Raw genomic sequence first — 21,738 nt, 5'->3', positions numbered from 1 at the left:
AGGTGCCGCTGAAACTGCCAGAAGCCTGGCGGGCGGAACCCCTCCGGTGCCGCGCACAGCACCGCGCCGCTTAGCGCCCAGCCCAAAAACAAAAAAGCCTCCGGCTGGAGGCTTTTGTCTTACTAACCGGCGACACCCGCCGCTGCATAGCGTTTTACGACAACATCTGAATTGCCAGCGCGTAGAGGCGCTGATGATCATCGTCACTGACTGGCTCTTCTTCCGCATAACAGGCGATCATTGAGCTGACTTTATCAGAGGATAAAGCTTCTCCATGAAGGTGCAGCGTTAATACGGCGCGGCCGACGATTTTCAGAATGTCTTCGCTATGTCCCTGGAGACTATGACTCAATGAAATTGACCTCTGAAGTAAATTCGTTCGCCAAATGGCGCGCTCAATATAGATCAGAACAACAAGGGTTTTTAATAAGAATTTCCTTATGCTGCGTAATATATAAGCCTGACCCGGGGGAAATTTATCTTAAATTGCCGCTGAAAAATGCACTAAAAGCGTTAATCTCCTTATTTGCTGAGTGATTTTTATACGCCAAAGGATCGTTACGGATAATAACTTATTAAAACTTTGCAACAATAAGCCCCCTGGTGCGGGACAGGCTTTTGTTCTCTCTCCGGCCGTATGCATCAGGCGAATTACCGTTGCTGCCCGCGTGGCTTTCTGCCAGACTGGCCGCGTTATCTTCCCTCCTATCTGAGACATCTTTGTGACTGCTTTTTCAACCCTGACGCAACTGCCCGCCAGCCAGCTCGACAACCTGCGCGATATGGGCTTTGATGCGATGACGCCTATCCAGGCAGCGTCGCTTCCCGCCATACTTGCCGGCCGCGATGTACGTGCGCAGGCGAAGACCGGCAGCGGCAAAACCGCTGCGTTCGGTATCGGCCTGCTTAATCGTATCGACAACAGCCAGTTTCATACCCAGGCGCTGGTGCTCTGCCCGACGCGTGAACTGGCTGAACAGGTCAGCAATGTGCTGCGTCAGCTGGCACGTTTTACGCGCAATATTAAAATTCTCACGCTGTGTGGCGGCCAGCCGATGAGCGCACAGCGCGATTCGCTGGTGCATGCCCCGCACATCGTCGTCGGCACGCCAGGCCGACTGCTGGATCACCTTAAGCGCGACAATCTCGATCTCAGCCAGCTGCAGACGCTGGTGCTCGACGAAGCCGACCGCATGCTGGAGATGGGTTTCCGCGACGATATGGAAGCGATTATTGGCTTCACGCCCGCGGCACGGCAGACGCTGCTTTTCTCCGCCACCTGGCCTGACACCATTGCCAGCCTGAGCCAGCGCTTTCAGCGCGACGCGCTGGCGGTTGCAACGGAAACCGAAGCGGAGCTGCCTGCGATTGAGCAGCAGTTTATCGAAGCGAGCGCAGGCGAGCGCGTTAACCTGCTGTGCGCCCTGCTGAGTCAGCACCAGCCCGCCTCCTGCGTGGTGTTCTGCAACACCAAACGCGAGTGCGATGATATTGCCGCTGCGCTGAACGATCGCGATATCAGCGCGCTGGCGCTGCATGGCGATCTGGAGCAGCGCGATCGTGAGCGCGTGCTGATCCGCTTTGCCAACGGCAGCAGCCGCGTCCTGATCGCCACCGACGTAGCCGCACGCGGTCTGGATATCAAATCGCTGGCGCTGGTCGTCAACCTTGAGCTGGCGTGGGACCCGGAAGTGCACCTGCACCGCATTGGTCGCACCGGGCGAGCGGGTGAAAAAGGGCTCGCGGTGAGCTTTGTGGCACCTGACGGCATGGCTCGCGCCCATGCGCTGGAGGATTACCTGCAGCAGAAGCTTAACTGGGTGCGGCCGCTACCTTAAAAGGCAGAGCGGCACAGGCGCTGCCTGCGGCCATGATGACGCTCTGTATTGATGGCGGACGCAAAGCAAAAATTCGTCCGGGTGATATCCTGGGCGCGCTGACCGGTGAAGCGGGCTTCAGCGCCGATCAGATCGGTAAAATTGACCTGACACCATCGCACGCCTATGTCGCTATTGCGGCAGCGCAGGCGAAAAAAGCGCTGATCAGGCTCAAAGAGGGCAAAATCAAAGGGAAAAGCGTGCGCGCGATTCTCCTGAAATAGTATGGCCATAGCGTGAGGGCGATCGCGCCCTTGCGCTAAATCTTCCCCTTCTCCCTTCATTTTTCGCGCGCCCTGCCGATAAGTTAATCATGGCACTTCCGCCCTCTCCCTGCTCCGCCCAGATTCTGTCCCGAGGCCATGATGGATAATTTTCAGAAAGAGATCGACGAACGCGCAAACCTGGCGCTGTCCAACAAATTTGAACTGCTGCTGTTTCGGCTGGGTTCCGATCGGCTGAAAGGCAAATCTGAGCTGTATGGCATCAACGTGTTCAAGCTGCGCGAAATTGTGCCGATGCCGGCGATTACGCGCGCGGCCGGTATGAACTCGCCGCTGCTGGGTATGGCCAGTATCCGGGGGCAGTTTATTCCGGTTATCGATCTGCCGGCCGTAACCGGCTGCAAGCCGGAAACCGGTCTGAATCTGCTGCTGGTTACCGAATATGCGCGCAGTACCCAGGCGTTCGCGGTGGAGTCGGTAGAGAATATTGTGCGTCTCGACTGGAGTCAGGTGCATACCGCAGAAGCGGGGATCAGCAGCCGCAATATCACCAGTATCGCCTGTCTTGACAGCGATGGCGAAAGCAACAATCTGGCGCTGGTACTCGACGTAGAGCAGATCCTCTATGACATTATTCCTTCGGTGCGCGGCGTTGAGCCTGACGCTAAGACCGCGAAAAACTTTAACCTGAAGCCGGGCGCAGTCGCTATCGTGGCGGAAGATTCTAAAGTGGCCCGCCAGCTGCTCGAACAGGGACTGAAAAGCATGGGTATTCCGGCCCTGATGCACAATACCGGCCTGGAAGCGTGGATAAAAATCAACGAAATGAAGAAAGAAGCGCAGGCCAGCGGCGAATCGATTCACGATAAAATCGCCCTGGTTCTGACCGATCTGGAGATGCCGGAGATGGATGGCTTCACGCTGACGCGTAATATCAAGCGTGATGACACACTGCGCCATATACCGGTCGTCATCCACTCTTCGCTTTCCGGCAGCGCCAATGAAGATCACGTGCGTAAAGTGGGCGCCGATGGTTATGTGGCAAAATTCGAGATCAATGAGCTCTCCAGTGCCATTTTCAGCGTGCTGGAAAAACAGCGCTAAATCCGTCCTGTTCCCCCTTCCCTTTAAGGCGCGACTATCGCGCCTTTTTTATTGCGGCTATTCCTTCCGCCCTGAAACAGTACCGCTTATTTACCATCATTTAGTACTGCTAACCGATCTTCGCTGCCGCGCGCAAAAATTAAAGTAAATATATTAGTTACCGATAACTGTTGCGCCTGCGCTGGCGTTTTCAGGGATAACCTGCGCAGACAGATTTCCATTTTTCTTTTAAAAACAGTCTTTCGCAGCAAATTAATCATTTGCTGACGCATCCTATTACTGTCTGATTTCTGGCAAACAGGGAGAACCAATGTTGAGCATCAAGAATATGAAAGTCGGGGTACGCCTGGGCATCGCCTTTGGCCTGGTCGTGGCCCTGTTAATGGTGGTGGGCGTTACGTCGTGGCTGAAAATCAGCAATATTAAAACCGGCATTACCTCCATTGTAGAAGATCGTTTTGTTAAGGTTCGCCTCGGCTTCGACGTGCGCGATGGCGTGAATGACCAGATAAAATATCTGCGCGGTATCGTGATTGATACCACCCGACCGGAAAATAACGTTAAACGCTTTGCTCAGCTTGCGGATGCGACGGCGCAGACCAACAGCGCGATGAAAAAAATTGAGGCCATTCAGGTTACGCCGGTAGGTAAAAAGAAAATTGCCGGATTACTTGCCGCCAGCAAACTGTTTGAACAGCAAAAAAATGATGTGCTGGCGCTGGTGCGGGACGGCAAGACAGATGAAGCCAGCAACTACGTGCTGAAGAAGATCACCCAGACGCAAAACACCTTTTTGCTCAGCGCGGCCGCTTTTGCCGACTCTCAGGCCAGCCAGCTGCATCAGGAGGGAGTAGGCATTATCAAAGATGGCACCACGGCGATTCAGGTTTCGGTGATTTTCACGGCTATCGCCATCGCCGCCGCCGCGCTGCTGGGCCTGCTGCTGACCCGCTCTATCGTGCGTCCGCTTAATGAAGCCGTCGCCGTCGCCAGCAAAGTGGCCGCCGGCGATCTCAGCTCGCGCATAACGGTACGCAGTAAAGATGAAACCGGCGTGCTGATGCAGGCGCTGCAGACCATGAACGACAATCTGATGACCATCGTCTCTAACGTGCGCGCCGGCTCCGATACCATCGCCGTCGCCTCTAATCAGATCTCCAGCGGCAATATCGATCTCTCTTCGCGCACCGAGCAGCAGGCGAGCTCGCTGGAAGAGACCGCTTCCGCGATGGAGCAGATGACCGCGACTGTGAAGCACAACGCCGATAACGCGCGCGAAGCAAACTCGCTGGTCTCAAAAACCTCTGAGGTGGCTAAAGAGGGTGGCGTGGTGATGGAGCAGGTTATTGATAAAATGGAGGCGATTACTTACTCCTCGAAGAAGATTGTCGATATTATCAGCGTCATCGACTCTATCGCTTTCCAGACCAATATTCTGTCGCTTAACGCCGCCGTTGAGGCAGCGCGTGCCGGCGAACAGGGACGCGGCTTTGCCGTGGTGGCATCGGAAGTGCGTAACCTGGCCCAGCGCTCCGCCTCTGCCGCTAAAGAGATTAAAGTCCTGATTGAAGATTCCGTGACCAAAGTTGATGAAGGCAGCCGCCTGGTGACGCACGCCGGATCTACCATAAGTGAAGTCGTCAGCAGCGTGCAGAGCGTGGCTGAGATTATGAGCGAAATTACCATTGCCAGCAGCGAACAGAGCAGCGGCATTGGTGAGATTAATCAGGCTATTACGCAGATGGAAGCGGTGACGCAGCAGAATGCCTCGCTGGTGCAGGAAGCATCTGCCGCCTCGCAGGCGCTGCAGGAGCAGGCCGATCGGCTGGCGCAGTCGATGAGCGTGTTTAAAACCGCGCTGGCGTAATGCCCACGGCCGGGCCGCCGGTGACGGCGACCCGGCTGCGGTCAGTTGAACAGCGACCAGGCGACAGAAGAGATCGCCAGCACTCCGATAATCACCACAAAGAGGTTGCTGATTTTCCCGCTGTACTGGCGCATTGCCGGCACTTTCTGAATCGCATACATCGGCATCAAAAACAGGATTGCCGCGATAACCGGCCCGCCCAGCGTTTCAATCATGCCAAGAATACTGGGGTTCAGCGTGGCCACCAGCCAGGTGGTCAGCAGCATAAACAGCGTGGTCAGCCGGTTCAGCTTCTGCGGCGCGATCGCTTTACCCCGGCTGCGCAGCGATTTGGTGACGATGCCGTTAAAGCCTTCGCGCGCCCCCAGGTAGTGACCCAGGAACGATTTCGTGATCGCCACCATCGCGACAATCGGACCCAGCCAGGCGATCATCGGCACCTGAAAATGGTTAGCCAGATAAGAAAGAATGGTAATGTTCTGCGCTTTGGCCGCCTGCAGGTCGGCTGGCGACAGGCTCAGCACGCAGCTGAACACAAAAAACATCACCGTGACCACCATCATCAGATGCGCGCTGGCCAGTATGCGCGAGCAGCGTTTTTCCGCACCGGCGCCATATTCGTCGCGTTTTGCGACGGCAAAAGACGAGATAATCGGCGAATGGTTAAATGAAAAAACCATCACCGGAATGGCCAGCCACAGCGTCATCCACAGATTGCCGCTGCCCGTTGCCTCGCTAAACGACAGCGTCTGCAGCGCGGCGCCGTGCCAGTGCGGAACCAGCCAGGCGGCCAGCAGCATCAGGACGGCAACAAACGGAAAGACCAGAATACTCATCGCCTTCACGATCATCTGCTCGCCGAAGCGCACGATAATCATCATGCCGCTAATCAGCAGCAGCGACAGCAGCGCGCGCGGCGGCGACACCAGGCCAAGCTGATGCACAATAAAACTGTCTACGGTATTGGTGATGGCCACGCTGTACATCAGCAGAATGGGATAGATAGCAAAAAAGTAGAGCAGCGTGATGATTTTGCCCGCCCCGCTGCCAAAGTGCTCTTCCACCACGTCAGTGATATCTTCGCCCGGATTTTTACCCGAGAGGACGAAACGGGTCAGCGCGCGGTGCGCATAGAAGGTCATCGGGAACGCCAGCAGGGCCATGATCAGCAGCGGCAGCAGCCCGCCCGCGCCGGCGTTAATCGGCAGAAACAGCACTCCGGCACCAATCGCCGTACCATACAGACCCAGCATCCACACCGTGTCACTCTTGCTCCAGCCCCTGGCCGCTCTGGCGGTTGCCAGCGTGCTGGTTTGTGAGTTGTTCATCACTCTCTCCAGAATCATCATCATTGCAGCCGGTTTCCGGCTCTCTGTTCACGGTCAGCCGCTGCGGGCTGCCGTTTAATCGCGCTCATGCTATACGTTTTTGTCACCGTGCGGGGGTCACAACGCAAGATACGCGTCACAAAAGCAGCAAAAATGCGCAGGCTGGTAAATTTATGCTTTAAAAATGCACAAAACCGGCGCGCAATCGATTGCCTAACGTTATTTGACCTGAGTCACAAAAATTGTGCAAGTGAAGGTAGTAACGGGTGAGTAAAAGCAGCGGTCTCTCCCGGCTGCTGCCCTCTTCTGCCAGAGACAGAGATCGGAGGGCAACGCCGGGAGGGTCAGGGATCAGAATGCGCGCATTCTGTATAACGCATAGAGGAAATAGTACGCTGTGAGTGAGTTCAGATTCATAATCATGTACTTCAGTTTTTCATTTTTATTCAGCAGCGTGAAAATACCTTTCGAGTATTTTCCGCGCTTTATCTGTTCTATTTCTGTTGCGATATCTGCCGGTGAAAAGGACGCGTGATACATCGCAGTGACAATCTGCATATCCAGCGCCAGCACGCGCTTTGAGATCCCTTTCAGGAAGTGATCTAGCTCGCTGGCCTGATATTTATCGACGATGGTGTCATACAGCGCGGTCAGCGACTGCTTACGCACCTTTAATTCACTGTACTGTACCTTCTGCTTGGAGAGCGAGCCGCTGGTATCTTCATAGTGATAGGCCGCGTTAGGCGTAATCAGGAAGTTGCTGATGCAGCTAAAATATTTCAGGTTAAACAGCAGATCTTCACTCATTGAGATCCCCTCAAGAAAACGCAGGTTCAGGGATTCAATAATTTCCCGGCGGTAGCATTTATTATGCAGATAGCCGATGTTGTCGCTGATCTCCAGCTCGCCCAGCACATAAGGGATATCGTGCTGGCTGAAAAAGCCCGCCTGCGAAACCTTGCCAATGCGATCGTCATTCAGGTGGCCAACCATCAGGTCTACGGTTTCAGCCGGCCAGGCGTTGAGATTCTGCTTAAAACTCATCAGGAAATTGTCATCGACCCAGTCGTCGGCGTCCAGGAAGAGCACGTAGTCGCCACGCGCCTTTAACAGCCCGGTATTGCGCGCAGCGCTGACGCCAGCGTTGATCTGCTCCAGCACGGTTATCTGCGGATAACAGGCAAACTCAGACAGAATCTGCGCGCTGTTATCGCGGCTGCCGTCGTTAACCACCACCACTTCATAACTGCTGAACGTCTGGTTCAAAACGCTCAGCAGCGTGCGCCGGATGGTATTTTGTGAGTTATAAACGGGAATGATGATACTGAAGAGCGGATTGTCATTCATGATAAACTCTCTTTGCTGTCTGAGGTTTTGTAATTGCTAAATAACTGCCATAGCTTTCTGGGGTTGAAAAAAACCTGGTGGATCCGCGCCACGGGTTGCGCGGTGAAAAAATAATTAAGCAGGGAGAAGGAGACGAATTCGGTGATCACCACGCTCAGTGCGGCACCGGTCAGGCCGTAATGCGGCACCAGCAGCAGTGAAGAGATCAGGCAGATAACCAGCACCGCGAAGGTCTTTTTGATCAGGAAGCGGTAGCCGTTATATTTCACAATGAAGCGGTCCATCACGCTGCTCAGCACACCGCACATCGCGCCCACGCTCAGCAACAGCGTCGGGGCTACCGCATCCAGATAGGCAGCACCATAAAAATGGCCAATAAACCAGCCTGCCAGCAGCCAGATCGCCACAATCACCAGCGCGGAGACGCCAATCACCAGCAGATGCAGCTGCTGCGCTTTAACGATCGCCCGCTCGCGGTTGCGCTCGGCAAAGAAAGCGGGATAAAACGACGCCAGCAGCGCGGCCGGTAAAAATACCCACGCCGTGGAGAGCGTCAGCGCCACAGAGAAAATGCCCGCCTCTTTTACGCCGAGGAAGTAAGAGACGCTTACCTGGTTGACGCGCGTATAGATGCCGACCGCAATGGCCGAGATCACCAGCGACATGCCTGATGCCACCATATAGCGCGAATATTGCTTCAGCTGACGCAGTGCCGGCAGCGGTTCATGGCGGTGCTGGCGCGTAAAGAGCGCGAGCTTAATGACAAACGGAATAAAGGTGGCGAGCACAATCGGGATCGCCAGGTAGTGCGGATCCAGCTCCAGCCAGGAGATAAGGAATCGCACCGAGAGGCTGATCGCCAGCCCGATAACGTTAGCGATCACATTGAGACGGGCATTGAGCATCGCCTCGTTGTAGATGTTAACCAGATCGAGCGCCGAGAAAAGGCAGGCCAGCGCAGCGGCACAGATAAAGACCACCGCATCCGGGCTCCACTCCGCTTTCATGATCAGCATGCCGCTGATTGCCAGGACGCTGTAGACGCCCAGCACCAGCAGGCCGGCAGCCATCATCAGACGAATACCCGAACGGTGATTCTGCGCAATGCGCTTCAGCAATATGACATCGCTGCCCATTACCGCGATGCTCTGCAAAAACTGAAAAATCAGCATTGAGAGTGAGATAATGCCGAAGGTGGTCGGGCCGACATATTTGGCGACGTAAGAGGTCACAAAAATCAGGCCAAACACGGCGATCAGCTTTTCAGCGATCATCCACATTGAGTTTCTGAGTTTCTCTTTCATTCCGGTTCCCCTTACGCTTTACGCGCCAGGCGGCGCAGCTGTGAAACGCCGCGCGGGCTGACAAAAAAGAGGGTGAAATAGAGGCTCCAGGGATTCAGCATCGGGCCGGACGAGAGATAAGCGCGGAAACTGCGGCGATACAGCGCGATATAATCTTCAATAAAGGCACCGCTGAATTCACGGCTGTTGAGCCCTTTGCTGATATAGGAAGAGGTGACCTTGAGCACGAGATGGTAGTAGTAGCGATGGTGCTGCCGGGTCATAAACGCCTTCATCCGGCCAAACGAACGCGCAAAGGAGAAGTGTTTTTCCCGCAGCGCCGAACGGGTGGCGGAGTTGTCCGACTTTACGTAGTGGTAGACCACGCGTTCGGTGACGATTACCTGCAGGTTCTGCAGCAGATAGAGGTAGTTCATCACAAACAGCAGATCTTCGAAGTTGAAGATCTCCTCGTTAAAGCGCAGCTGATGCTGCCGGATAACGTCCGCGCGAAATACCTTGTCGCAGATGCCGTGACGGGGATGGAAATAGAGCACGTCGTTGACCGCTGCCGCCGCGCTCATCTGCCGCGATGCGTCACGGTTGGCAGGCTGATCCAGCGGCTCACCGGCAGGCGTAAAATGCTGCGACTCGCCGATACACATGCCGATATTTTCCTGCATCAGCCCAGCCCAGGTGGCAAAGGCGTCGTGCGGCAAAAAATCATCAGCGTCTAAAAAACAGATAAATTTACCGCGTGCGCTGCGCAGCCCCTGATTACGTGCCGCAGAGACGCCCATATTGGACTGTTCAATGATGTGAAACTGCGGATGGTGCGCAAACCGCTCAAGAATGGCCTGCGACGTATCCGTTGAGCCATCATTGATAAAAATCGCTTCAAAGCGCATTTCCGTCTGCTGCAGCAGACTATTAATGCTTCTTTCCAGATAAGCAGCCGCGTTATACACCGGCACAATGACGCTCAGTAACACGTCGTTTACGGGATTTTGCATGAGACCTCAGAACTCGTTTTGTCAGTATTAATAAGGCGAACGCAGCGGCGTTAAACATTGCCGTTCAGATAACGCGCGTGCCTGATGGCATATTCCTGCGTCCGGCTTAACTGTATTCCGGATTTTTTTCGGAGTTTCCTCAGTAAGGAATTCCGCTAATTAAATAAATGAATACTCAATGTAATAATAAGAATTTCGCCAGCGCTGCACGCCAGAACTATTTATTATTCGTTTGTAGATGCATACCGCTGACGACGCGCAGCTGCCTGCGATTCACCCTGCAATCCGGCTGGATGGCGGACAAAGAGTGGCGGCTTTAGCGTTAGCTTCAGCTGGACATCATTCTTTATCAATAAGTTATCAGCGACTGACCTGCCGCACTCTGCGGCGCGACGTCGCGCAAATCGTTTTACCGACTTTTCAGCGGCCTTAACGTAACGTGTGGCAACATTAATGATATGTGCTGTGCGCCCTGCTCTTTTATTATTCCGCTGCGTCTGTTGCGCCGCGTGAGAAGCAGGAGGCGTTAATCCAGTATGGCTATCGCAGCCATACTGCAATGGGCTTCAGGCCCTTAAAATGCGATCTGTTTCAAAACTTTAAACGGCATTCTCTCCGCTGAACAAGCCAGGGTCAATGGGGAGGCCAGGAAAACAGAATTTACGCAGCGATCCTGTCATTAATTAAAATGCAGATTGATTAGCTTTAATAAAGGAATATTACGCTGACTGATAAGATAAACGCGTAAAGGTCACCAGGATTAATATCAGTAAAAAAAGATCGCGATTCCGCTGTAAATCACAGCACCGCAGCGCTACAGCGACTTAGGTCAAATAATGGTTAAAATAAAATCACTTTCTGCCGATAACGCTATCAACAGAACAACCGGTGAGCCAGTAAATGATTTTCCTGCAAACCAACCTTTCTGCCCTCAACGCGGTGCAGAACACAAACAAAAGCCAGTCAGCGCTGGGAACAGCGATACGTAATCTCTCTTCCGGGATGCGTATCAATAGCGCAAGTGATGATGCGGCAGGCAGGCGATAGCCAACCGGATGCAGAGTCAGCAGCGCGGTTTGCAGCAGGCGCAGCGCAACGCAGGCGATGGGCTGTCGCTGGTAAATACCACTGCCGGCGCTCTGGATGAGATCAATAACCGCGTTCAGCGGATCCGGCAGCTGGCGGTACAGGGACTGAACGGTACCCTTTCGCAGAGTGACGCCGACTCCATTCAGGGAGAGATTAACCTTAACCTGAAAGAGATCGACCGTCTGAACAGCACGGCTGCGTTTAATGGCATCAAAACGCTCGACGGCAGCGCCGGACAAATCGGTTTCCAGGTTGGTGCCAACGATCGTGAAAAGATTATGCTGGACCTTTCCGCGCCGGGCTTTAACGTCGGCGCGCTGGGATTGAAAGATCTGGTGATTGGTGGCATCAGCGGCAAAGTGACGCCGGTTAACCGCGTGACCGGCCTTGCCACCAATATGAATTTCACCAATCCGGCTATTACTGTGACCTATACGCCTTCGTCAGGTGCGCCGCAGCTGATGCGCAGCAGCGCGGATAACCGGCAGTATGTGCAGAGCACCGGCGCTGACGGCAAGCCGGTATACTATCTGGCGGCGGTAAGCGCCCGCTGGGACACCGCTAACGCCGCCGGAACGGTGGCCATCAGCCGCGCCACATCCGCCCCGCTCTACAGCAGCGTAAACACCATAGCGGCGCGTGCTATTCCGGCCGTTAATTTTCAGCAATCGGATGGCACTGCGCTTGCCGCTACGCCCGCCGCGCATCTGACCGTTGATAACGGCAGCTATTATGTTGAGCAAGGCGGTCTCTATCACGCTGCCACGCTGGACTTTGGCAGCAGCGGAAATGTTATTGCGCAGGTCACCAGCGCCCCGACAAAAAGCAGCGCCGATTTTGCTACCCTGCCAGCCGCTGTGACGCAGACGCCGGCGATCAATACCGGCAGCGCCACGCTCAGCTTTACGGATGCCAGCGGAAATAGCGTGAGTAATGCGCGGCTGCTGCAGAGCGGTTCACAGTACGTGATGGAAGTTGATAACGGCGGCGGTAATTATCAATATTTTAACGCAGCGGTGGCCGCACATACTGACGAGAACGGCAGCAGCTCGCTGGCTATCAGCGCGGTCAGCAGCAGCGCTATCAACAGTTTTAGCAGCGTAAACAGCGTAACCGGTACGGCTTACGTCACGCTGGACCCGGCAAACGTTGAGTTGCGCTATACCGACGTCTCAGGCCAGAGCGCCAGCGACGTGCTGCGACTGGACGCTGACGGCAACTACTATATGGACGCGCCGGATACCGGCATTGATAAAACAGCGACCTTTGTGACCCACGACAGCAGCGGCAGTATCATGCTGAAAACGCTGCAGGGCACCGGTGATATTCAGATCTATTTTCAGGCGGGCATCTCTTCAACCACTGATGCCTCAACCAATCTGACGACGATGCGTGTTTCAGAGATGGGCGATGAGATCCGCCTGAAGCACCCGGACGATCCGCTGGCAACGCTGGATCGCGCCCTGGCGCTGATTGACAGCCGGCGCAGCCAGCTGGGTGCGATTGCCAACCGGCTGGAGTCGGCGCAGCGGCTGCAGAGCCAGAGCACAACCGATTACGCAACAGCCCGCTCGCGTATTGAAGACGCTGACTATGCGCAGGAAGTGTCAGCGATGGCGCGTCAGCAAATTCTGCAGCAGGCCGGTAACTCCGTGCTGGCAAAGGCGCAGCAGGAACCGCAGCAGGTGCTTAAGCTGCTGCAGGGGTAAGGGGCAACCGCCCCTTTTACTCGTCAGCCGGGGCGATACTGATAATATCGAACTTCGCCACGCCATCTACGCCGGTGCCGGGAGTTTTCATCATCGCAAGAGCCTGCAGCACCGCTTCATGCGCCTCTTCATCTGAAGGCTCATTTTCGCTCTCCAGTATCACCTCTTCGCGCTTTTTAACGTCGCCATCCTGATGTTCATAGGTCACTTTGTATCGGGTACTCATTGCGCATTCTCCTTTTCGGGGGGAACGCTAAGTCTGGTCAACGGATGAGAATACGTCCAGCTGGGGTCTGCCGGAGGCTGTGTTATGCAGATGCTGAAAGGGGAAGAAAAAATAATCTATAAGAGATGGAATTAACTGGTGCCGGAAACAGGAGTCGAACCTGCGACCTTCGCATTACGAATTCTAAGAACCATCATTTAACACAACAACTTACCGCATCTTACCGCGCTCACACGTCCCACGATGCGAAAACATGCAAAGGCTTGGAAACCGGTTCAACCCTTTGCATGTCCCAAATCTGTCTCACCTATATAGTCGGCCTGCAGTCGTCATAAACGTGCCGCACCTCGCATGTCACTTTACCCAGCACGATGACATCGTTCAGCGGCTCACCTTCTATCACCTCACCCTCTTCTGTCACCAGGCTGTTGCGATACATCTTTCCCAGACCTGAATAGCCGTTCCACTGATATGCAATCCGGTTGCCGGGCTTTACCTTCGCAGCTGAGTCAACCAGCAGGAAGCCGTCCGGGATATCAACACGGAACGTTGTAGCCGGGTTGGGTATGAACACTGAGTTAAGGCTGAGTCGCGGCTCTATATAGTCCTGCGCCGGTGAAGGGAATCCCATCAGAGGCCACCGTTAGGGTTGAACCGGAACCACGTCATATTCTCGCCCTCCTGTGTTGAGGCGTCGCGGAAGGTGGTCGTGTGGCTCCGTATCCAGTCGTTGGCTTGCTTAAGCGTGAAGTGCCAGTTAACGCGCTCCAGCTCTTCTACGAAATCGGCAGTGGTAACGGTACTGCGGCCTGATGGCTCGCGCTTGATGGAACTGATGAATGCTTCTTTGATCTGGTACTCGCGTGGCATGGTAAAATCCTCCTCTGATAATAACTGTATATAGATACAGTAGTATCGATCGGTGGATCTGATCAAGATGCGCCATGCATGTCTTTTGCGAACCTGTTGGCTGGTATGGATATTTATTTGCTGCGACCGGCGTGAGTGGTTACTGTTTAGGCTCCCACCCGTAGCCCGCTCAGATCGGCGCGGTTCAGGATTGCCCCGTCGCCGGGGCTTTTTTATGCGATTTATCTTAAAGGGTTGCAGTCTGTTTCACGATGTATAAGATTGGTTAATCCTTAACTTAAGATGGATCTTATGCTCAAACTTTTTACATCACTCCTGCGCATGACGGGGATGCCTCCGGTTGCCTGATAATGTCGCTTGGAAAATTCGGGCGCATCGGCCCCATTTCCGGAACACAACCTGTTCATTAGAGGCCCTGGCATTAGCAGTGGCCGCAATGAGGCCAAAAACAGACCTTTTACAGTAAAAAATCAAGGTATTGACATGTTAGAAAGCATCGATTCTAAGAGGTGGAGCGTAATCAGGCTCCTGATACTTTTCACTGCATTTGCTTGCATATACTTTCTGGTTGAAAGATATTTCAAATACACTGTTAACGCTGATTTTGCAAATAGCGCACTTGTTTGGCGAAACATTAACGACTACACGCTATCGTATACACTGGCAACGTGGAGACCTACCCCTGACAGCTGGTACTTAAGCGTATACCCGCTGCATTTTCTATTATTTTGGATCACTCAAAGCGACGGGCCAGGTGTTTTAATATTTGCAACCGCCATCTTTTGCTTTATGGTTTGCTATGGCTTCGCATCAATAGTAGAAAAGACATCAACCCGGGCTGCATTCGTAGCATGCGTATTTTCCATTGTATTTATGCCGGAAATAATGTACACGCATGGTTTTATAGCCCACCCATTTGCGCATAACTCTACAAATGCCTGGGGTGCAATTGCGCTACTGATCTATATATTAAATATTAATTACAGACGCTACTTCCTAACCCTTCTATCTGCCTTCATCTGCCTTTTCACAATATCATCAGATATGTGGTTCGCACCTAGCTTCTTGATACCGATAATAATTACCGAATCTTTGCTCGCATACAGAAGCAGAGCAGGATTCCTGCATGCTTTAGCTTACATGTTTGTATTTGTAATTGGATACCTGCATGTCATACAAAAGTTCCTGAACATCGAGATACAACAAATGGCAATTGTGTCATTTGATGAAATGATTACTAACTTCAAATTTCTTGTTTTGCTTATAGGGCAAACATTGAACATATTCTTTGTTCAAAATGAAATTGCATGGGTGGCGTCATTTTCTTTATGGGTTGCATTATTAATTTATGTTGCGGTTCGCTCAATCATAAAGATGAACAGTGCGTCATATGCGGTAATTGCCCTTGCGCTATCGATTCTTGGGATAGCATCATCATACATTCTGATTAACAACCTTTTCAAACCAAGCTCTGTCAGATACTTTGTTAACATCCTTCCTTGTGCTGTCGCTGTTGTTTTGATATCAACCACGGGAATTTTGAGGAAAGCAGGCTATTTAGTTATTGGGATGCTTATAGCAACAAGCCTTTACTCTTATCAATCTGGAAGAATAAGTGATTTTAGGAAATTTGATGACTTTCAGAAGTACATAACATTTCTGGACAGAAATAACCTGACGTATGGATATGGTGAGTTCTGGTATAACTCAATGGAGATAAACTGGGTATCAGGCGGAAGGATTCTGGTTGTACCTGCAGCAAATGATAAAGAGCATGGTATAAACGCTGTCTATGCCAGACCTCAGACTATGCGATTCTGGTATGATAAGGGTATACAATCAAGAACTCCAGACAGGCAGTTTATTGCTTTTTCTAAAGGTTATGTTTGCCCAGATAAGGAAGAGTGCATGATTAAGGCGAGAAAGTCTTTTGGCGAGCCTGATGAAATTCTGGATTACAACAACATTACCCTTTACGTATATAATCATAAGCTGAAAATGTTTAGATAGAAAAAGGCCCCTTTTGGGGCCTTAATTTTTACTGGTTGATAGTTAATGTAAATCCTACTGCAGTTGTTGACGGATTTACTAATGCCCCATTGGTTAGTGAGTAAAATTCTATAACCATAGATTTGTTAGCCCGAGAGGTGATAACAGGCTGAACCAATGTGCTTGATTTAAAGAACGATGCGACGGCGTTATCTACTGCAGCCTGGGTTACATGTCCCTTAAATGAGACCACGATGTTGGAATTGCCTACCGTGGTACCTGACACCAGCTCGTAAGGATCTGCATAGGTAGGTGTGCCTGAGTTTATTGAACATGACGTGCTGCGTGGGAAGTCTACAGTAAGGTCTGTGACGCTGTTAAGATTTCCTGACCGGAACCAGGGGCGGCGTGTTGAGCAGCCCTTGATCGTAATTCGGCTCGCAGAACCGGCAAAAATAATAAAAGCCTGACCGCCAGATGCTTCAGCGGTATCAAGGCACCCTTCTATGAGGCAGTCTGTAGCGCCGTTCTGCACAAGGTATGGGTAGCCAAGGTTAGGAATGCGAGTGTAACCATTATACTTATTATCGCTACCGGAGACGACGACCCCATAGCAAAGCGGGTCTGTGACGCCATAAGCTAAGGCTATAGTCACTATGTACGCAGAAAAAACACAGTTCCTTACTCGTAGTGCGCCGGTGCTCTCTCCAAGGTTTATACCGTAGGCAATAGCCGACCCACGCTTAACCTGGTTAACCATTATGCCGTTGAATATCTGAGTGGAAATATATCCGTTTTCCGTAATACCTGTAATGCCGGTTCCGTCTATGACGATGTTTGCATAAACCGCTCGGTCGTTTTTACGTATATTGATTGCGCCGGGAGGCTGAATACCCGCAGGCTGCTCAGAATAATCAAATACGGCACCATTGAGGACGGTGTTTACGGACCCATCATGTCCTGCCATGTAAAAACCGTGGCGCCCGTAACCATCAGCGGAGGCCTTATAGAAAAGACGGCTGATGATGCCGTTTTTGTTATTGCCGTATAAAACGCCATAATCGCCAGCACCCAATGATGGGTGGAATTTCATACCTGAGAAATTAAGGCCATCCGCCATCACACGTTTTGATTCGCTGAACGATAAGCCACCTGTGTAGCCTTCTGCCTGCACATCCTTAACATAAACATCCGTGCTATTAAGAATATCGACACCATAAGCGAAATTTTCATCGTTAGTAACAAAGGTGCCTTTAGCTTTTACGCCTGAGATTTCTACGTTGCTTTTACCATCCACGCGAATGGCTAAAGCGCGGTTAGGTGTAAGAATCTTTGCGCCGCTCAGGGTGCTGTTGCTGTCCATAGCAATGGCCGGCAGATTAAGTGACTGCAAGGACTGCAGCGTACCGCTGACATTTAAATATCCTTTCTGCGGGATGGTTACAGTACTATTCAGGGTCCTGTCGCCTGCGACAATGGTTTTGCGCCCGTCGGATGCGGTTGCAGAAAGGCTTGAGGCTAAAGCAAGGTCGATATCATTAACGAGAAACTCTTCTGGCGTATGCGGCAAATAATGGTTGAGAGTATCATTGCCGTTGCCAATTATAGAAGCACCTCCACTTCCGGTGAGTAGGCCTAGCAGGACATCTGAGTCATATTTAGACATATCGTCAAAATAGAACTCTAGCGCTCCATAGGCATCATAAATCGCCATGCTGAAGTTGCCTTCAGTGGTAAGCTTGCGAATTGGTTGCCCTGCGTAAACGGCATGTCCCCCGGCATTAATTACGATAGGCTGCGCTACAGGTAAAGCATCGCCATTTTCGTTGTGCACAAAAACTGTTTTCTGATTGCCCGGCAGGGTAGGATCAGTGTCGGGGATTCCGATGAAAATTTTCCCATTAGCCAGCGCCTTGAATGATCGGCTGGCGGTGAAAATCTGTAAAGCGCTTGCGACTACGACATTGGTAGTGGTATCTGCCATTGGTTTGCTCCGGGCATAAAAAAGCCCCGGCATTTGCCGAGGGTGTATTTGTTTTTCTAATCAGGATTTAGTCATCCTTCATAGTCATTAATAATTCGCATAACTGGAGATATTTATGAAAGACAACTTCATTTCAGCAATGAAGGCAGTAGTATTTTGCACAATGATGCTGTTTATAGGCTTCTTCACAAGCGATGGAATAGATGGAGATACAAGAGGCTTAGCGTTTCTGTGCGCAGCGATAATATGCATCATCGCTTGGACTGAAATTCTCAAACTAATTAAGAGTTATAAGAAGCCGTGATAGCGCCTACATGACAGTTATTCCGACTTTTCCCCGCTTAATGTTGCCACGATTCCGGCAGCCATCAGGCGGTTGAAGTCCTCTATACCTACAGCGTCTCTGATTGCAGCAACCGCTTTCCTGTCTGCCAGAAAGCGGCGCTCTGCAGCGTCTCTTGCCGCCTGGCCGTAGCCAGACCTTGCCGCCTTAGTCGCCTCATTAATCGCCTTTTCGATCGCATATCGGCCGCTTCGTGTGGACGATATCTTTGCCACTGCCCCCTTGAGGCCAGCACCAGCTACTGCGCCTGTCATCGCGCCGACAATTCCCCCACCTGCGCCGCCTACAACGGCACCCGCAGTTGAGTTTGCCACCGCGTTCAGGACGGTCTGCGTTACACCGGATATGCCGGAATCAAGGTCTTTCAGGACATTTGCCGTTCTGCCGGTGCGCTCCACATACTGCTGCGGCCTGACAGCGGCGCGCGCCAGTGTGCCGTAGGCTTTTGCTATGCGCCCAAGCTCCGGCGAGTACCGTTCGATTGCATTGACGTTCTGCGGTGTGAGTATGCTGGCAATGTGATTAATCCCGGCCACATCTGACTTACCGCCCCTGACGCCGTGCGATATCGCATCCTGCAGCATTGAGGAGATAGCCGGAACCCTTTCCCCGCGTGGCAATGAGGAGACGATCGTATGAAATCCTGATGGTCCTGACAGACCTTTCTCTGACGACGCTCTCAGCGCCTTAACGCCATTTGCGATCAGCGAATCAGTAGCCAAGTCGCGACCGAATACAGACTCCGCATCACTCTGAGCAGATATGCGTGCTTTAGAAAGGTCGTTAGCTTTGGTCCAGTCATCCAGAAACCCGCCACTCCCCGCCATCGCCTTCATATCTTCCGTGATAGCACGCCTTACCTCGCCGGCGCGACGTGCTGCATTCGCCTCACCGCTGCGGATATATTTCTGCTCAGCATCAGCAAACTTCGCCCGCCATGCTTTCATTCCATCGAACGTCACACCGCCCTGATTGTTGGCCTGCAGGAACTGCTTCATCTCCGGGCTGAGCGGCACACCTGCAGAACGCTCGCCCTGAATCACTGCGTTGCCGTTAGGCATTTTTGCCTTAACATTTGGCATCGTAGACGTGACATCGTCCCATGCCGACCTTTCAGCATTGCGCATTTCGTCCAGATGGCTGACTACCCGGCTCTTGATTGCCGCACTTTTCTCGGATGCATTGCCGGCAGCTGCACCCAGCTCATCCAGGCTGTTATTGAATCTGGATGCGATCTCATTAAAAGCTGCCTGGTGAGCATCCTGCACTACGCCGGGGGTTGATGAAATCGCACCCTCTGCCTGCGATATGCCCCTACTACCAGAACGCATGCCCGGTGTCAGCAGGTTGATATCCAGCCCTGCCTCACTCGCCGCGCCGGCAACATCATCAGTAATACCGCTTGCCTGAGAAGCAATCTCTGCCCTGCCGTTACTGCTTCTTGCCAGCCGCGAGACATCATTGGCTGACTCGATTGCGGCACCACCAAGGGACTGAGGTGCAGCCGGAGAAATCAGTTTTGCCACACCAGACAGTGCGCCCTGAGCACCAAGGTTAATAGCGGCATTCTTCGCGGCGTTTTCGATAAAATCACCCTGCTGATTCGACGCATCTGCCAGCGAACCGAGAGCCATATTACCTGCAGCAGATATTGCCGGCACCGCCTCAGCAGCTGCCCCCAATGCCTTTGCTGTTCCACCTATTGGCAGCATATAGCCGCCAATGGTTTCGCCTGCCTGAGCATACTGGTCTGTCGGGCGATCTACCGGGCGGTATACGTCATCGAGCAGCTTTGGGCCGCCCAGCTTTTCGCTCACGCTGTTAATCAGGCTGGCGCCACCCTGCAGCACGTCGAATGGTACGTTTACCAGCCCGCGGGCTGCTTGCTCAAGCGGGTTGCTCCCCTGCTGTGCGGCAGGCTGCTGCGTTTGTTGTGCCTGTGCGGGCGTCTGAGCTGGGGCAACAGCAGCGCCAGTAAAATACTCGTCAATAGCGCTGCCGATATCCTCATTGCTGGTGCCGTCAGGGAATTCAAAGGTTTTGCCGTTGGCTTCAACTTGCATCATTTCACCTTAAACTGAATGCCTGATTTGGAGGTGTACACGCTGCCCTGTGTAGCGGCGGGCTGCTGCTGCCCCTGCGAACCTACGTTTACGCTGTACTGGCTATTGTACTGGTCCGTATACCGCTGGATGTCTCGCAGTGACTGCTGCATAGCATCAGGGCTTGAGTAATCAACCTGAGGCATTCCCTGAAAGTACATTTTGGCTTCGGCTACGGTATTTATGCCTGATGCACCCATGTCCCTTGCAGACGCAATCCCCTGGTTTCGCATCTTGCCCTGAATTCGCTGTGTGGCATTGAACAACTGACGCTGCTCTGCGCCTCCCACCCGACTACGTACCTCTGCACCCCACGAAGGAGACCCATTGCTGCCGGTAACTCCTGTCATGAAGTTAAGTTTTTCAGGAGGCGCGTTAAGGATTGCACCCAGGTCTTTCGCCATGGCGTAGTTTTGAGCGCTTGCTGCAGATGTGGCGGGCGCTGAGATTGATGATGTGGGAACGCGGATCACATTACCGTCATTGTCCACGCCCTCATAAAATGCATTCGCTCCCGATCCGTGCACCTTGCCGCTCACTGTGACGCTACGACCGTCAGCAAGCTGGACAGAACGTGAACCAGTACCGCCTGCGGTTCTGTTGTAACGCTCCTGAGCCATATCCTGACCGCGCCGTGATGTTGCAGCTGCGATATCCTGTCCACGGGCGGTAATATCCTGGCCTCGGCGGGCAGTGGCGGCTGATACATCCTGCCCTCTTACCTGAATAGCCTCTCCAGCCTGGTTACTGCGGATGGTTTCCTGCAGCTTACCAACGTCAATTTTGCGGCCCTGTTGCTTATCTACTGCGTCGAAATAATCCTTTCCACCCAGGGATGACATGCCGAGAGTGTCAACGAACTGCTGCGCCTGCTGCGGGTCAGTTACGCCCATCTGCAGAACAGTACCCGGATCGGCTCCTACACGCTGAAGTGCTGAGCCGTTAGAGTTCACAAACTTGCTGAACGCCTCCGGTCCCTGAGACAGAGAGACACGCATACCGGCCGCCAGTGAGCCAATATCAGCCCTCTGCTGGTCATTCAGGTGCCCCACTGCCTGCTGTGCTTTCTCCACAAATGCCGGGTTCTGCAGCGCAAACTGGCGTAAAAGAGAGGTGTCACCCGTCGCCCAAGCCTGAGCGTGCGCCTGGTTGAATGCTTTCTGTCCTTCTGCCAAAGCTGACTGCTGATAGGCCTGAGCCACACCGCCAAGACCCTGCAGCGCCTGCAGTCCCATGTTGTTAGCGCCGCTGGCCTGCTGAGCGTTGTTATCCCGGATGAGTGCCAGCGTGGCGTTTACGTCATTCGCCTGTGGTGCATTCATGTTTGCACCACCAATTCCGGCTAGAAGCCCGCCACCATTCCATGACTGTGAAAGTGCCATA

The 21,738-nt window shown here is 52.9% G+C and carries 15 protein-coding genes and 2 pseudogenes; 6 read left to right on the top strand and 11 right to left on the bottom strand.

Features of this window, described 5'->3' with window-relative positions; all coding sequences use genetic code 11:
• Positions 1-154 precede the first annotated feature (154 nt).
• On the bottom strand, positions 155-352 hold the full coding sequence (locus HA43_RS08595) for a hypothetical protein (RefSeq protein WP_039382914.1): 198 nt from the start codon (positions 350-352) through the stop codon (positions 155-157).
• A gap of 370 nt (positions 353-722) precedes the next feature.
• Between HA43_RS08595 and dbpA the strand changes: the two are divergent.
• The 3 genes and pseudogenes from dbpA (at position 723) to HA43_RS08580 (ending at position 5,072) form a co-directional block, all read left to right on the top strand.
• Positions 723-2,101, top strand: a pseudogene (gene dbpA, locus HA43_RS08590) (ATP-dependent RNA helicase DbpA).
• Positions 2,102-2,242: 141 nt separating this feature from the next.
• Positions 2,243-3,205, top strand: a complete 963-nt coding sequence (locus tag HA43_RS08585; RefSeq protein ID WP_039382912.1) for a chemotaxis protein — start codon at positions 2,243-2,245, stop codon at positions 3,203-3,205.
• A gap of 310 nt (positions 3,206-3,515) precedes the next feature.
• On the top strand, positions 3,516-5,072 hold the full coding sequence (locus tag HA43_RS08580) for a methyl-accepting chemotaxis protein (RefSeq protein WP_094111449.1): 1,557 nt from the start codon (positions 3,516-3,518) through the stop codon (positions 5,070-5,072).
• Between the two features lie 41 nt (positions 5,073-5,113).
• Here HA43_RS08580 and HA43_RS08575 read toward each other — a convergent pair whose 3' ends face one another.
• From HA43_RS08575 to HA43_RS08560, 4 genes are all read right to left on the bottom strand, one after another.
• Positions 5,114-6,400: an HAAAP family serine/threonine permease gene (locus HA43_RS08575; RefSeq protein WP_094111452.1), complete on the bottom strand. Its 1,287-nt coding sequence runs from the start codon at positions 6,398-6,400 to the stop codon at positions 5,114-5,116.
• Positions 6,401-6,751: 351 nt separating this feature from the next.
• Positions 6,752-7,747: a glycosyltransferase family 2 protein gene (locus HA43_RS08570; RefSeq protein ID WP_071668494.1), complete on the bottom strand. Its 996-nt coding sequence runs from the start codon at positions 7,745-7,747 to the stop codon at positions 6,752-6,754.
• Positions 7,744-9,051 carry a flippase gene (locus HA43_RS08565; RefSeq protein WP_094111448.1) on the bottom strand — a complete coding sequence of 436 codons (1,308 nt, stop codon included), beginning with the start codon at positions 9,049-9,051 and terminating at the stop codon, positions 7,744-7,746. Before HA43_RS08565 ends, HA43_RS08570 begins: the two co-directional genes overlap by 4 nt.
• An 11-nt stretch (positions 9,052-9,062) precedes the next feature.
• A complete protein-coding gene (locus HA43_RS08560) occupies positions 9,063-10,043 on the bottom strand; it encodes a glycosyltransferase family 2 protein (RefSeq protein WP_094111447.1) in 981 nt (326 codons plus the stop codon).
• A gap of 900 nt (positions 10,044-10,943) precedes the next feature.
• On the opposite strand from HA43_RS08560, the pseudogene HA43_RS19355 reads away from it, so the two are divergent.
• Positions 10,944-11,302 (top strand): annotated as a pseudogene (locus tag HA43_RS19355) (flagellin N-terminal helical domain-containing protein); the annotation flags it as partial.
• Between the two features lie 108 nt (positions 11,303-11,410).
• On the top strand, positions 11,411-12,841 hold the full coding sequence (locus HA43_RS08550) for a flagellin (RefSeq protein WP_094111451.1): 1,431 nt from the start codon (positions 11,411-11,413) through the stop codon (positions 12,839-12,841).
• A 16-nt stretch (positions 12,842-12,857) separates the two neighbouring features.
• Here the strand turns inward: HA43_RS08550 and HA43_RS08545 are convergent, their stop codons facing one another.
• The 3 genes from HA43_RS08545 to HA43_RS08535 form a co-directional block, all read right to left on the bottom strand.
• Positions 12,858-13,067 (bottom strand): hypothetical protein, encoded by a 210-nt coding sequence (locus HA43_RS08545; RefSeq protein ID WP_094111446.1) that lies wholly within the window; start codon positions 13,065-13,067, stop codon positions 12,858-12,860.
• Between the two features lie 307 nt (positions 13,068-13,374).
• Positions 13,375-13,698, bottom strand: coding sequence for a S24/S26 family peptidase (locus HA43_RS08540; protein ID WP_094111445.1), 324 nt, complete (start codon positions 13,696-13,698; stop codon positions 13,375-13,377).
• A complete protein-coding gene (locus HA43_RS08535) occupies positions 13,698-13,937 on the bottom strand; it encodes a DNA polymerase V (protein ID WP_094111444.1) in 240 nt (79 codons plus the stop codon). The genes HA43_RS08540 and HA43_RS08535 overlap by 1 nt, the downstream gene beginning before the upstream one ends.
• Before the next feature lie 483 nt (positions 13,938-14,420).
• Between HA43_RS08535 and HA43_RS08530 the strand changes: the two genes are divergently transcribed.
• Entirely contained in the window at positions 14,421-15,947 is a 1,527-nt protein-coding gene (locus HA43_RS08530; RefSeq protein ID WP_094111443.1) for a hypothetical protein, read from the top strand.
• 28 nt (positions 15,948-15,975) lie between these two features.
• Here HA43_RS08530 and HA43_RS08525 read toward each other — a convergent pair whose 3' ends face one another.
• The 3 genes from HA43_RS08525 to HA43_RS08510 form a co-directional block, all read right to left on the bottom strand.
• Positions 15,976-17,910 carry a phage tailspike protein gene (locus tag HA43_RS08525; protein ID WP_158086443.1) on the bottom strand — a complete coding sequence of 645 codons (1,935 nt, stop codon included), beginning with the start codon at positions 17,908-17,910 and terminating at the stop codon, positions 15,976-15,978.
• Between the two features lie 321 nt (positions 17,911-18,231).
• Entirely contained in the window at positions 18,232-20,316 is a 2,085-nt protein-coding gene (locus tag HA43_RS08515; protein WP_094111440.1) for a DNA transfer protein, read from the bottom strand.
• Positions 20,316-21,737 (bottom strand): phage DNA ejection protein, encoded by a 1,422-nt coding sequence (locus HA43_RS08510; protein ID WP_094111439.1) that lies wholly within the window; start codon positions 21,735-21,737, stop codon positions 20,316-20,318. Before HA43_RS08510 ends, HA43_RS08515 begins: the two co-directional genes overlap by 1 nt.
• Position 21,738: the final 1 nt, after the last annotated feature.

This window comes from Pantoea eucrina (assembly GCF_002095385.1).
GTDB lineage: Bacteria > Pseudomonadota > Gammaproteobacteria > Enterobacterales > Enterobacteriaceae > Pantoea > Pantoea eucrina.
This window is presented reverse-complemented; position numbering and strand designations above follow the sequence as displayed.